The following is a 13,855-nucleotide window of genomic DNA, read 5'->3' on the forward strand; positions in this document are numbered from 1 at the left end:
GTGGACAGCCATACTTCTGATTTATGGCAGCAAATTTTATCAATCATACAAAACAAACTCAGCAAACCCAGCTTTGACACCTGGTTCAAAGCAACCAAAGCCACAAAGCTGAATGACCGTTCAATCGTCATTTCCGCACCAACCACGTTTGCCGTCGAATGGCTGGAGAGCCGTTACACCAAATTGGTTGGCTCGACGGTATACGAGTTGCTTGGCAAGCAAGTCGATGTGAAATTTGTCATCGAAGAGAACAAGCCTGCTGAACCGGACCCGCAACTGCCGGCGCCAACGCCTACAGTTGTACAGGAAGAAGCCGTACTCAGCATGCTGAATCCGAAATATACGTTCGATACATTTGTCATCGGGCCGGGCAACCGTTTTGCCCATGCCGCATCGCTGGCGGTCGCTGAAGCGCCCGCCAAAGCTTACAATCCTCTCTTTCTGTATGGAGGAGTAGGTCTCGGTAAAACTCACTTGATGCATGCGATCGGACATTATGTTCTGGAGCATGATCCGGGCAGCAAAGTCGTTTATTTGTCGTCTGAGAAATTCACGAACGAATTCATTAACTCGATCCGTGACAACCGCGGGGAGAGCTTCCGTAACAAATACCGGAGCGTCGACATTTTGCTCATTGATGATATTCAGTTCTTGGCGGGAAAAGAATCAACACAAGAGGAATTTTTCCATACGTTTAATGCGCTGCATGAGGAACGGAAGCAGATTATCATCTCCAGCGACAGACCACCGAAGGAAATTCCGACATTGGAAGAACGGCTTCGTTCTCGCTTTGAATGGGGGTTAATCACGGATATCCAGCCTCCAGATTTGGAGACAAGGATCGCAATTTTGCGGAAAAAGGCACGTGCGGAAAACTTGGATATTCCGAATGAAGCGATGATGTACATTGCCAACCAGATTGACACCAACATCCGTGAACTGGAGGGCGCCCTGATTCGGGTCGTTGCTTATTCTTCACTGACTAATCAAGATGTAACCACTCATCTGGCAGCTGAAGCACTGAAGGATATTATTCCTTCCAGTCGTCCCAAAATGATCACTATTCATGACATCCAACAAAAGGTCGGCGAGTATTATAGCCTTAAGCTTGAAGATTTCAAAGCACGGAAACGGACCAAGGCAGTTGCTTTTCCAAGACAGATTGCCATGTATCTCTCTCGTGAACTGACAGACTTTTCTCTGCCCAAAATTGGGGAAGCATTCGGAGGACGAGATCACACCACTGTCATACATGCTCACGAAAAAATCTCCCAAGCGATTAAAAACGATCAGGATCTCTATAAAGTTATCAACAACTTAACCGAAAAAATAAAGAATCCAACCTGAACAAGTCCCAAGCCTATGCACAACGTATACACATGTGGATAGGCTTGGGTGTACGGGTTTATACCCACTTATCCACATATTCAGTGCCCCTATTACTATTATTACTAAAAAGATCTTAAAGATATCATCTCCAAAATAGCCATTTCGGAGCTTAGCCTTCGGCCTTTGAAAAACACCTTTTAACACCCCAACACCCAAAAAAACAGCTAGGAGTGAAACCATGAAAATCAGCATAATGAAAAACTACTTAAACGATTCCATACAGCAAGTATCCAAAGCGATCTCAAGCCGTACGACGATTCCGATCCTGAGCGGTATTAAATTCGACGTCAATCATCAAGGTGTAACGTTGACAGCAAGTGACACCGATATATCCATTCAATCCTTCATCCCGCTTGAAGATGGAGATAAAAGCGTAGTTCAGGTAGATCAACCCGGCAGTGTAGTTTTGCCAGCCAAGTTTTTTGTGGAGATCATCAAGAAGCTGCCATCACAGGAAGTGCACATGGAAGTCAAAGAGAACTTCAACACCTTTATCTCCGCAGGTGCTACCGAAATTCAACTGGTAGGTCTGGATCCGGAAGAATTCCCGGTACTGCCAAGCATCGAAGAAAACCAAACCGTCTCCATTCCAGGAGATTTGCTGAAAAATATGATCAAACAAACGGTCTTCTCCATTTCCACACATGAGACTACTCCAATCCTGACAGGTGTACTCTGGAGTTTGGGTGACAACGAATTGAAATTTGTGGCAACAGACCGTCACCGTCTTGCTACTCGATCAGCAATGCTGGATAATGCAGAAGGTATCCGCTTTAACAACGTGGTCATTTCCGGTAAAACGCTGAACGAACTCAGCAAAATTGTTCCGGATCAAAATACCCTTGTGGATATCGTTGTTGCAGATAACCAGGTTCTGTTCAAAATCGACCGTGTATTGTTCTACTCCCGTATTTTGGACGGAACATATCCGGATACTTCTAGAATTATTCCAACGTCATACAAAACAGAACTTGTTTTAGATACAAAAAAATTAAGTGAATCCATTGACCGGGCTTATTTGCTGTCGCGTGAAGAGAAAACAAACATCGTGCGTATGCAAACGATGGATTCGGGATCCGTTGAAATTTCTTCAAGCTCTTCCGAGCTAGGTAAAGTAAGAGAAGAAATCGAACCTGCCGAGTTTACAGGAGATCCGTTAAAAATCTCGTTCAACTCCAAATACATGCTGGATGTGCTGAAAGTTGTTGAAAGTGAGCAACTGATGATCGCTTTTACAGGAGTCATGAGTCCAATCATCTTGAAACCGCTGGATGACAGTCACAGCCTTTACGTGATATTGCCATATCGGACGACCAACTAACGAAAGGAAGATCATAGTGAACCAAGTTACGATTCGTACGGAATATATTAAGCTTGATCAATTTTTGAAATTGGCTGATTGCATCCCAACTGGAGGTATGGCCAAAGCTCTGCTTCAGGAAGGACTTGTACGTGTGAATAAAGAGCCTGAGGAACGCCGGGGACGTAAGTTATACCCTGGGGATATCGTTGAAGTGGACGGAGAAGGCACATTCGAAGTTGCTGCAGAATAAGAAGACCAGTTCGATCCTGCTGCCTCCTGACGGACGGGATAAAAGGGAGGTTACCGCGTGTTTGTGAACAGCATTGATCTGCAGAATTTCCGCAATTATGAACATCTGAGACTGGATTCTTTTGGTCCCGTAAACTTGTTGATCGGGCAAAATGCCCAAGGCAAGACCAATCTTGCAGAGGCGATTTTTGTACTTGCACTCACCAAGAGCCACCGTACATCCCGTGATAAGGAGTTAATCCGTTTCGGTGAGGAACGTGCCAGACTTGCAGCAGAGGTCGACAAAAAGTACGGATCGGTCAAGCTTGAACTATCTTTGTCGCAACAAGGCAAAAAAGCAAAGATTAACGGCCTGGAGCAGCGCAAGTTAAGTGATTTTGTCGGAGCGCTCAATGTGGTGATGTTTGCACCGGAGGATCTGGAGATTGTAAAAGGCACACCGGGGGTCCGCCGCCGGTTTCTTGACATGGAGATTGGACAGGTTGCACCTGGCTACCTGTACCACCTGCAGCAATACCAAAAAGTGCTCGTCCAACGAAATAATTTGCTTAAGCAGTTATGGGGAAAAGGGGCATCGGCCCAGACCATGCTTGAGGTGTGGAATGAACAACTGGTCGAGCATGGTGTTAAAATCGTCAAAAAAAGGAAACAATTCATAAAGAAACTGCAAAAGTGGGCAGAAACGATTCATCAGGGGATCACCGGAGGCGGAGAAGTCTTGCGGCTGGCCTACCTTCCTTCCTTCAGCGAAGCCGCTGAGGAAGATGAAGCTGTCTTAATGGACCAATTTATGATAAAATTATCACAAATGAAAGAGCAGGAGATTCGCCGAGGCACAACCCTTAGTGGGCCGCATCGGGATGACCTGTCCTTTTTCATTAACGATCGGGAAGTACAAACATATGGCTCGCAGGGGCAGCAGCGCACAACGGCGTTGTCCCTTAAACTTGCGGAAATTGAACTGATTCATGAAGAAATCGGAGAATATCCAGTTCTGTTGCTGGATGATGTTCTGTCCGAGCTGGACCCTTTTCGCCAGACGCAGCTGATCGAAACGTTCCAGAGCAAGGTGCAAACCTTTATTACGGCTACGGGGATCGAGAGCCTGAACGTTGACAAGCTCAAAGATGCCAGTATTTATCACGTTCATGCCGGACAGGTTGAACGCTAAGGAGTGAGGGGCTTATGTACATTCATCTGGGCGGTGAGAAGATCATCCGTTCTTCCGAATTGGTCGCTATTTTTGATATATCGATTGAAAAATCCTCAAAGATCTCCAAGCAGTATGTCACGCATGCCGAGCAGGAAAAAACAGTGGAACACATCGGCGAAGAGGAAGCCAAGTCCATTGTGGTGACCAAAAACATTGTGTACTACTCGCCTATTTCCTCAGCCACGCTGAAAAAGCGGGCTCACATTTTTCCGGATCTCTAGCGTTGTGTGGCATAAAAGATGTCTCTTTTGCTGCTTGTCTTTAAATTTGAATAGCTGCTGAAATGAAGGACGTTGCCTATTTCAGCAAACAATTATTAGTTAACGCATATTTACGATATTGAATCTATAGAAGTAGGTGAAAGGCATGTCTATGAATCAACCGTCATATGATGCGAATGAAATTCAGGTCCTTGAAGGATTGGAAGCCGTACGGAAGCGTCCGGGCATGTATATCGGTTCCACCAGTTCCAAGGGCCTGCATCATCTGGTCTGGGAAGTAGTGGACAACAGTATTGACGAAGCGCTTGCAGGTTACTGCGACCACATTGAGGTTAGTATCCATGAAGACAATAGCGTGACTGTAGTCGATAACGGACGGGGTATTCCTGTCGGCGAACATACCAAAATGAAACGTCCTGCACTTGAGGTAGTTATGACTGTCCTCCATGCAGGGGGAAAATTTGGCGGCGGCGGATATAAAGTATCCGGTGGTTTGCATGGTGTTGGTGTGTCCGTTGTGAATGCACTCTCTGAAAAAGTGGTTGTAACGGTTAAACGTGAGGGACATATCTATCAACAGGAATATCGCCGTGGAGCTCCACAGTATGACCTGAAAGTGATCGGTACAACCGACGAAACAGGAACAACGGTTAGATTCCATCCAGATCCTGAAATTTTCACGGAAACAAGAGTGTTCGAATATGACATCTTGCTTGCCCGGATTCGTGAGCTGGCATTCCTGAACAAGGGCATCGGTCTTACATTGACGGATGAGCGTACAGGTGCAACCAACTCGTTCATGTACGAAGGCGGCATTATCGAATACGTCTCCTACCTGAACCAGAAGCGCGAAGTCCTGCATGAGAATCCAATTTACGTCGAAGGTTCCAGAGATAACATCCAGGTGGAAGTTGCCCTGCAATACAATGACAACTACACCGAGAATATCTATTCCTTCGCGAACAATATCAACACGCATGAGGGCGGAACGCATGAATCAGGTTTCAAGAGTGCCCTTACGCGGATTATCAATGACTACGCCCGTAAGGCGGGGGTAATCAAGGACAGCACGGGGAACCTTTCCGGGGATGACGTGCGTGAAGGTTTGACGGCCATTATTTCGGTCAAGATTCCGGAACCGCAATTTGAAGGACAGACAAAGACCAAGCTGGGCAACAGCGAAGTGCGTGGGATTGTCGAATCCTTGTTTGCCGAGAAACTTCAGGAGTTCCTGGAAGAGAATCCTTCCGTATCCCGTCGCATTTTGGAAAAAGGTCTGCAAGCAGCACGTGCGCGTGAAGCTGCCCGTAAAGCCCGTGAACTGACACGTCGTAAAGGTGCACTCGAAGTGAGCTCACTTCCAGGTAAACTGGCAGACTGTTCATCCAAGGATGCTTCAATCAGCGAATTGTACATCGTCGAAGGTGACTCTGCAGGCGGATCAGCAAAGCAAGGTCGGGATCGTCATTTCCAAGCGATTTTGCCACTGCGTGGTAAGATTTTGAACGTGGAAAAAGCTCGTCTCGACCGAATATTGGGTAATGCGGAGATTAGAGCAATTATTACGGCAATGGGTACGGGTATTGGTGATGACTTCGATATTGCCAAAGCACGCTATCACAAAATCATTTTGATGACCGATGCCGACGTTGATGGTGCTCATATCCGAACACTATTGCTGACATTCCTGTATCGGTACATGCGTAAAATCATTGAGGCAGGTTATGTATATATTGCACAACCGCCATTGTTCAAGATTGAGCGTAACAAAGTGATTCGTTATGCCGGTTCCGAGAGAGAGCGCGATGAAATTATTGCAACGCTCGGCGAAAATGCGAAATTCAACGTTCAGCGTTACAAAGGTCTTGGCGAGATGAATGCCGGACAATTGTGGGAAACGACGATGGATCCGGAGAGCCGGACCATGATGCAAGTATCGATTAATGATGCCATACTTGCTGATACCATGTTTGACACCCTGATGGGGGATAACGTTGAACCGCGTCGTGACTTTATCCAGGAAAATGCAAAATACGTGAAAAACCTCGACATTTAACATATTCGAAGAGGCGCCTGAGAGGGCGCCTTTTTTATATTAGGGAAGGTATGGAACAGGGAAGGCGTATACTTAGATCTCCATATCCCTTTGTTATCTGCGTATACGTTTTTTGGCAGATGAAGCCTGTGCTTTAGGGGATGGACGGGAGCTCTTACCCTTTTTGGAGGGCAAACGACCGTACGCAATCGCATAACGTTTGATCTTCCGGTACGCCTCCTTGTCCGGTAATAAGCCAAAGGCGTAAATGCCTGGAAGTGTGTTGACTTCAAGAATCCAGGGACGCCCTGCTTCGTCTAGCGCAATATCAATACCAATCTCTTTGAGTCTTGGAAATGATGTTTGCAATTGCACAGCGGTATGAATACCTAAGCGGTACAGCTCAGTGCGAAGTTTTTTGAAGCCATCCTGGTGAAGATGGGGGAGTACGAGTTCTTCAAACGTGGCCAATCGCCCACCGCCATGAATGTTGGTGATGATTTTACCAGGGGCAGCAACACGTCCCAGAACACCTGTTGTTTCCCAGTTGTGTTGCAGATTTTTCTGAGTTAACACACGCAAGTCAAAAGGCAAATCTTCATGCTTCATCAGCGATATTCCCTGTTGAATGATATAATCACGTTCCTGAATGCGATCATTCAGTGCTCGTTCGAGTTCGTCCAGAGAATGAAATGATCTCTCCTCTGTACCGTATTGGAGATGATATGTTGTTGTGAGATAGGTAGCTCTGGAGATAATAGCACTTGCTTCGGGTTCATCAGGCAGGTTTCGATCATTGGTTTCTTCCGAAACCTCTGCATCTGTGGTGGAATCTTCGGAATTAACAACAGGTTCGTATAAACGGGTTGTTCTCACCCGCATAACGCCATTACCGTAAGTGCCACGGTCCGGTTTGATATAGTTGGACTCAAATAATTCAGTCATTCGTTCCAGAGTTTGACGGCTATATTTTCGGGTCACTGGGATATATTCATTCACAATGCGACTGCGTTGTAACACGGCTGTTTTGGCCCATTTGCTGGAGACGCGTTGGATACCCAAGATTCATCAGTCCTTTCATGTTTTGTTCAGTTCTAAAGAGGGACCAGACACGGAGAAATCAAGGGACAAGAGACGATTTCAGTGGTATAATAGAGAAATATGGCGTTTTGTGCGATGAGCTGCACAATTTGCAGTTTGATCGTAGGACGGGAATGGCTTTAGCCTCGGTAGGCACAGTACATATGCCGTTTTTCTAGCATTGTATGTGCAATTGGGGAGGAAGGCAGGGCGTATCCCTAGACACGCAGAAGTTCCCGGAAGAAAGGCTATTGCCCAGCGGACGTTTAATTGTGTAACTTTTGTGAAAGTAATATAATAAAGAGTAGCGTTCTTGCGCGGTTTTAGCCTTGTTAGGCTTTTCACATATAATCAACTTTTTTGCATGACGGAATGGAACGTTTGTTGAAGGACAAGAAGGAGGTCCAGCATGGCGGAAGAAATGAACTCTCAGATTACAGATCGGGATATAGGCGTCGAGATGCGTGAATCGTTTATGGATTATGCGATGAGCATCATCGTTAGCCGTGCCTTACCTGACGTGCGTGATGGATTGAAGCCGGTTCACCGGCGTATTCTGTACGCGATGTCAGAGCTTGGCATGACACCCGATAAACCACATAAAAAATCAGCCAGAATCGTCGGCGAAGTTATCGGTAAGTATCACCCACACGGTGACTCTGCTGTTTACGAGACGATGGTACGGATGGCACAGGATTTCTCCCTGCGTTATATGCATGTAGATGGACATGGTAACTTTGGATCGGTCGATGGTGATATGGCAGCAGCCATGCGTTATACCGAAGCACGTTTGTCCAAGATTGCTATGGAAATGCTCAGAGATATCAACAAGGATACGATTGATTTCCAACCAAACTATGACGGTGAAGAACATGAGCCAATCGTTCTGCCTGCTCGTTTTCCTAACTTGCTTGTCAATGGGGTCGGCGGGATCGCGGTAGGTATGGCTACCAATATTCCTCCTCATAACCTGGGTGAGGTCATTGATGGTGTACAGGCCATGATTCAAAATCCGGACATTACATCCATGGAACTCATGGATTACATTCAAGGACCAGACTTCCCTACGTCCGGCTACATTTTGGGCCGCTCAGGCATCCGCCAGGCGTATCAGACCGGACGTGGTTCAGTAACGATGCGGGCTAAAACCAACATCGAAGAGAACAACAACAAGGCGCGAATTATCGTTACAGAGTTGCCTTATCAGGTAAACAAGGCGAGACTCGTTGAGAAAATCGCCGAGTTGGTACGTGATAAAAAGATTGATGGTATTACTGACCTTCGTGATGAGTCTGACCGTAATGGTATGCGGGTTGTAATTGAGCTTCGCAGAGACGTGAATCCGGGGGTTGTCCTGAACAACCTGTACAAACATACATCGATGCAATCCACTTTCGGGATTAACATGCTTGCGATTGTTAATAAAGAACCTAAAATCCTGAACTTGCGCGAAGTGTTGTATCACTACCTGCAGCATCAGATTGAGGTTATTCGCAGACGTACGCAGTTTGAACTGAAAAAGGCTGAAGCTCGTGCACACATTCTGGAAGGTTTACGTATTGCGCTGGATCATATCGACGAGATTATTACGTTGATTCGTTCATCCAGTAATGCGGATGCAGCAAGGGAAGGTTTGATTGAGCGCTTCTCACTCAGTCATGATCAGGCTCAAGCTATTCTCGATATGCGTTTGCAACGACTCACAGGTCTGGAACGCGAACGTATTGAAAATGAATATAACGAACTTATGGTCAAAATCAGAGAGTATCGCGAAATTCTGGCCAATGAGCATCTGGTGCTTGAGATTATCAGTACGGAGCTGCAAGAGATCCGCGACCGCTTCAGCGATGATCGTCGTACGGAGATCACTGTAGGTGAAGAGAGTATTCTGGATGAGGACCTGATTCCACGTGAAGAGGTTATCATTACGATTACTCATACAGGCTACGTGAAACGTCTGCCGGTATCCACATACCGCAGCCAGAAACGTGGTGGACGTGGAGTCGTGGGTATGGATACGAAAGATACTGACTTTGTCGAGCATCTGTTTGTGACCAACTCCCACAATTACCTCATGTTCTTCACTGACAAAGGTAAAGTGTACCGTCTCAAAGCTTACGAGATTCCAGAGCTTGGACGTACCGCTCGGGGAACGCCGATTATCAACCTGATCCAGATCGAGCAGGGCGAATCGGTCAATGCCGTAATTCCGGTCCAGGAATTCGAAAGTGACAGATATTTGTTCTTTGCTACCCGCCAAGGGGTTGTGAAGAAGACGCCACTTGAGGATTACACCAATATCCGCAAAGGCGGCTTGATCGGTATTTCCTTACGTGATGATGACGTTCTGATCGATGTTAAGCTGACCGATGGATTGCAAGAGATCATCATGGGTACAGCTCACGGAATGTCTATTCGATTCTCGGAAGGTAATGTACGTTCCATGGGACGTAGCGCAACCGGGGTCAAAGGGATTACATTGGATGAACAGGATGCTGTTATCGGCATGGATGTAGTTGATAAAGAGCTTGATGTTCTGATCGTTACAGCCAAAGGTTACGGTAAACGTACACCTGTCAGTGATTATCGGATGCAGACTCGTGGCGGTAAAGGGATCAAGACTATTAATGTCACAGAGAAGAACGGCTCAGTAGTCAGCCTCAAAATGGTTAAAACCGAAGAGGATCTGATGATTATCACGTCCAGCGGTACGTTGATCCGGATGAGCATGGAAGGCATATCCACTATGGGTCGATACACGCAGGGTGTGAAGCTGATTCATATTCGTGACGAGGATTCAGTAGCTACAGTCAGCCGAATTGACAAAAATGAAGAGGAACCAGACGATGAGTCGCTTGAAGGCTTGGAAGGCGAGGAGTCCCAAGCTCCGGAAGTAAGCTTGGAAGAAGGCACCGTTTCTGACGCTGAGGTTAATGAAGTTGAGGGCGACGACGATTCCGGTTCGGAAGCATAAAATAGAATTTTATAAAGACTGATCTCTTTGAGATTGGAAGAAGATTGCGAGGGCTCCCACCGGGAGCCCTTTTGTTTGTATAAAGGAATCTCTTCTTTTATTCTTCCGAATCTGGGATGTACAGCCTGATTCCTGAGTAATATAATGGGAAATATCATGAAAAACCGGGACTATGGTCTTGTTTGTATTAACATAGAAGAACGATGAGTGAGGGGAATACACATGGGATTAATCACCCTGTCAGAAGTCAAACCAGGACTCAAACTTGGGAGTGATGTGCAAACACTTCGCGGCAACGTTCTGCTTCAGAAGGGAAAAGTCATTTTACCCAAGGATATGGAAGTGCTCAGAGCCTTTATGATTCAACAGGTAGATATTGAACAAGAAAGAATGGCGTCGAGTAGTACAGGAACCAAAGGTGCATCTGTGTCCGCAGGAAGTTCTGCCAATGATAACAATGGTGAACCGGCAGGGAAGACAGGGAACGTCACCACAGCTCCTGTAGTAACGTCTTTGCAGGATGAGTATGAGAAGATGGTTGGTCTAACCAAAAATGCTTTCCTGTCCTCTCTGGCGGCTGAATTACCGGTCTATGAGTTACGTACACAGTTGGAGGCTGTGTTTGCACATCTCAAACAATATAATGTGCTTACCTTCAGTCCACGAGTAATGCAAGAACATGATTATGTATATCACCATGCCGTACTGAGTGCGATCACATCCTATCAACTGGCTCAATGGATCGATCTCCCCTCCAAGGATTGGATGCAAGTGGCTTTTGCAGGCTTGTTCCATGATATTGGTAACAACAAGGTAGATCCGCAGATACTCCATAAACCATCCACGTTGACGGCTACAGAGCAGGAAGAGATTCGTCAGCATACGAAATATGGTTATCAGATCCTTAAACAGGCAAAGGCCATTAATGAGGGAGCCAGACTTGCAGCTTTACAGCATCATGAAAAAGTGGATGGTTCAGGCTACCCGTTGCAGCTTAGTGGGACGCAGATTCATATTTATGCCAAGATTGTAGCTATCGCTGATATTTTCCACGCCATGACGCTGGAGAAGATCTACCGCAAGGCACAATCACCATACCTAGTCCTAGAACAGATCCAAAGTGAGGCATTTGGGAAATTGGATCCTGCAATCGTAAGTGTATTTGTTCAACGGTCGACCCAGATCCATAATGGCATCCGAGTGAAACTCAGCAATAACCAGATTGGAGAGATCGTATTCTCTGATCGAGATCATCCTACACGGCCTATGGTGTCAGTAGAAGGAACCATCATTAACCTGATGCAGCAACGGCAGCTTCACATCCAAGAGGTTATCGGATAACAATAGATATTAAAGTAACTTGATGAGAGGGCCTTTCTTTTATAGAGAGGCTTTTTACGTGAGATAAATGTGGAAGTGTAGAAAAAACAGAAAGATTGTAGAGTTATATATAATTACTCAAAAAAAGACTTGCATTCAAAATCTCTACATGGTATATTCTAATTCCGGCCAAGAAAACACGGTTTACACGGTGCGGCAAGCAAATGAAATAAGCTTCGAAAGAAACTTAAAAAAAGAGCTTGCGAAGTTGGTTCGGATGTGATAAGATATAAAAGTTGCTGAAGAGAACGACATTCGGTAACAAAATAAGTTTGATCTTTGAAAACTGAACAACGAGTGAGTAAACATTCTGCTTGCAGAATGAACGCGAAAGTTTGAAACAAGCCTTGGCTTGAATCGACTGGAGCACAAATGAGATTTTTAATCTCGTCAGATTCAAAATGAGCTTATCGCTCTTTTCAATACTTTATTGGAGAGTTTGATCCTGGCTCAGGACGAACGCTGGCGGCATGCCTAATACATGCAAGTCGAGCGGACTTGAAGAGAAGCTTGCTTCTCTGATGGTTAGCGGCGGACGGGTGAGTAACACGTAGGCAACCTGCCCTCAAGTTTGGGACAACTACCGGAAACGGTAGCTAATACCGAATAATTGTTTTCTTCGCCTGAAGAGAACTGGAAAGACGGAGCAATCTGTCACTTGGGGATGGGCCTGCGGCGCATTAGCTAGTTGGTGAGGTAACGGCTCACCAAGGCGACGATGCGTAGCCGACCTGAGAGGGTGATCGGCCACACTGGGACTGAGACACGGCCCAGACTCCTACGGGAGGCAGCAGTAGGGAATCTTCCGCAATGGGCGAAAGCCTGACGGAGCAATGCCGCGTGAGTGATGAAGGTTTTCGGATCGTAAAGCTCTGTTGCCAGGGAAGAACGCTTGGGAGAGTAACTGCTCTCAAGGTGACGGTACCTGAGAAGAAAGCCCCGGCTAACTACGTGCCAGCAGCCGCGGTAATACGTAGGGGGCAAGCGTTGTCCGGAATTATTGGGCGTAAAGCGCGCGCAGGCGGTCATTTAAGTCTGGTGTTTAATCCCGGGGCTCAACCCCGGATCGCACTGGAAACTGGGTGACTTGAGTGCAGAAGAGGAGAGTGGAATTCCACGTGTAGCGGTGAAATGCGTAGATATGTGGAGGAACACCAGTGGCGAAGGCGACTCTCTGGGCTGTAACTGACGCTGAGGCGCGAAAGCGTGGGGAGCAAACAGGATTAGATACCCTGGTAGTCCACGCCGTAAACGATGAGTGCTAGGTGTTAGGGGTTTCGATACCCTTGGTGCCGAAGTTAACACATTAAGCACTCCGCCTGGGGAGTACGGTCGCAAGACTGAAACTCAAAGGAATTGACGGGGACCCGCACAAGCAGTGGAGTATGTGGTTTAATTCGAAGCAACGCGAAGAACCTTACCAGGTCTTGACATCCCTCTGATCGATGCAGAGATGTATCTTTCCTTCGGGACAGAGGAGACAGGTGGTGCATGGTTGTCGTCAGCTCGTGTCGTGAGATGTTGGGTTAAGTCCCGCAACGAGCGCAACCCTTATATTTAGTTGCCAGCATTTCGGATGGGCACTCTAGATAGACTGCCGGTGACAAACCGGAGGAAGGTGGGGATGACGTCAAATCATCATGCCCCTTATGACCTGGGCTACACACGTACTACAATGGCCGGTACAACGGGCTGCGAAATCGCGAGATGGAGCCAATCCCAACAAAGCCGGTCTCAGTTCGGATTGCAGGCTGCAACTCGCCTGCATGAAGTCGGAATTGCTAGTAATCGCGGATCAGCATGCCGCGGTGAATACGTTCCCGGGTCTTGTACACACCGCCCGTCACACCACGAGAGTTTATAACACCCGAAGTCGGTGGGGTAACCGCAAGGAGCCAGCCGCCGAAGGTGGGATAGATGATTGGGGTGAAGTCGTAACAAGGTAGCCGTATCGGAAGGTGCGGCTGGATCACCTCCTTTCTATGGAGAATCGTTTCCTGCAACGGAAACA

Annotated in this window: 9 protein-coding genes and 1 rRNA gene; 9 read left to right on the forward strand and 1 reads right to left on the reverse strand. The window is 46.8% G+C overall.

Annotated elements, in window-relative coordinates; all coding sequences use genetic code 11:
* The 6 genes from dnaA to gyrB all read left to right on the forward strand — a co-directional run bounded on the left by dnaA (position 1) and on the right by gyrB (position 6,431).
* On the forward strand, positions 1 to 1,347 hold the full coding sequence (gene dnaA / locus MKY95_RS00005) for a chromosomal replication initiator protein DnaA (protein WP_036611990.1): 1,347 nt from the start codon (positions 1 to 3) through the stop codon (positions 1,345 to 1,347).
* 220 nt (positions 1,348 to 1,567) lie between these two features.
* Positions 1,568 to 2,710, forward strand: a complete 1,143-nt coding sequence (gene dnaN / locus MKY95_RS00010; RefSeq protein ID WP_017691408.1) for a DNA polymerase III subunit beta — start codon at positions 1,568 to 1,570, stop codon at positions 2,708 to 2,710.
* A gap of 16 nt (positions 2,711 to 2,726) precedes the next feature.
* Positions 2,727 to 2,942, forward strand: a complete 216-nt coding sequence (gene yaaA, locus MKY95_RS00015; RefSeq protein WP_036611994.1) for a S4 domain-containing protein YaaA — start codon at positions 2,727 to 2,729, stop codon at positions 2,940 to 2,942.
* A 57-nt stretch (positions 2,943 to 2,999) separates the two neighbouring features.
* The gene (gene recF, locus MKY95_RS00020) at positions 3,000 to 4,112 is read left to right on the forward strand and encodes a DNA replication/repair protein RecF (RefSeq protein WP_017691406.1); all 1,113 of its coding nucleotides are present in this window, start codon (positions 3,000 to 3,002) and stop codon (positions 4,110 to 4,112) included.
* Between the two features lie 14 nt (positions 4,113 to 4,126).
* Positions 4,127 to 4,375, forward strand: coding sequence for an extracellular matrix/biofilm biosynthesis regulator RemA family protein (locus tag MKY95_RS00025; RefSeq protein ID WP_017691405.1), 249 nt, complete (start codon positions 4,127 to 4,129; stop codon positions 4,373 to 4,375).
* Between the two features lie 145 nt (positions 4,376 to 4,520).
* Positions 4,521 to 6,431 (forward strand): DNA topoisomerase (ATP-hydrolyzing) subunit B, encoded by a 1,911-nt coding sequence (gene gyrB / locus MKY95_RS00030; RefSeq protein WP_036611997.1) that lies wholly within the window; start codon positions 4,521 to 4,523, stop codon positions 6,429 to 6,431.
* A 93-nt stretch (positions 6,432 to 6,524) separates the two neighbouring features.
* Here gyrB and MKY95_RS00035 read toward each other — a convergent pair whose 3' ends face one another.
* Complete coding sequence (locus MKY95_RS00035) at positions 6,525 to 7,472, reverse strand: YheC/YheD family protein (RefSeq protein ID WP_036612000.1); 948 nt, start codon at positions 7,470 to 7,472, stop codon at positions 6,525 to 6,527.
* A 427-nt stretch (positions 7,473 to 7,899) separates the two neighbouring features.
* Here MKY95_RS00035 and gyrA point away from each other — a divergent pair, with 427 nt between their 5' ends.
* The 3 genes from gyrA to MKY95_RS00050 all read left to right on the forward strand — a co-directional run bounded on the left by gyrA (position 7,900) and on the right by MKY95_RS00050 (position 13,824).
* Complete coding sequence (gene gyrA / locus MKY95_RS00040; protein ID WP_036612002.1) at positions 7,900 to 10,464, forward strand: DNA gyrase subunit A; 2,565 nt, start codon at positions 7,900 to 7,902, stop codon at positions 10,462 to 10,464.
* Between the two features lie 222 nt (positions 10,465 to 10,686).
* Positions 10,687 to 11,805 carry an HD-GYP domain-containing protein gene (locus MKY95_RS00045; protein ID WP_036612005.1) on the forward strand — a complete coding sequence of 373 codons (1,119 nt, stop codon included), beginning with the start codon at positions 10,687 to 10,689 and terminating at the stop codon, positions 11,803 to 11,805.
* 466 nt (positions 11,806 to 12,271) lie between these two features.
* Positions 12,272 to 13,824 (forward strand): 16S ribosomal RNA (locus tag MKY95_RS00050).
* Positions 13,825 to 13,855: the final 31 nt, after the last annotated feature.

Source organism: Paenibacillus sp. FSL P4-0176 (assembly GCF_037975265.1).
Classification (GTDB): Bacteria; Bacillota; Bacilli; order Paenibacillales; family Paenibacillaceae; genus Paenibacillus; species Paenibacillus amylolyticus.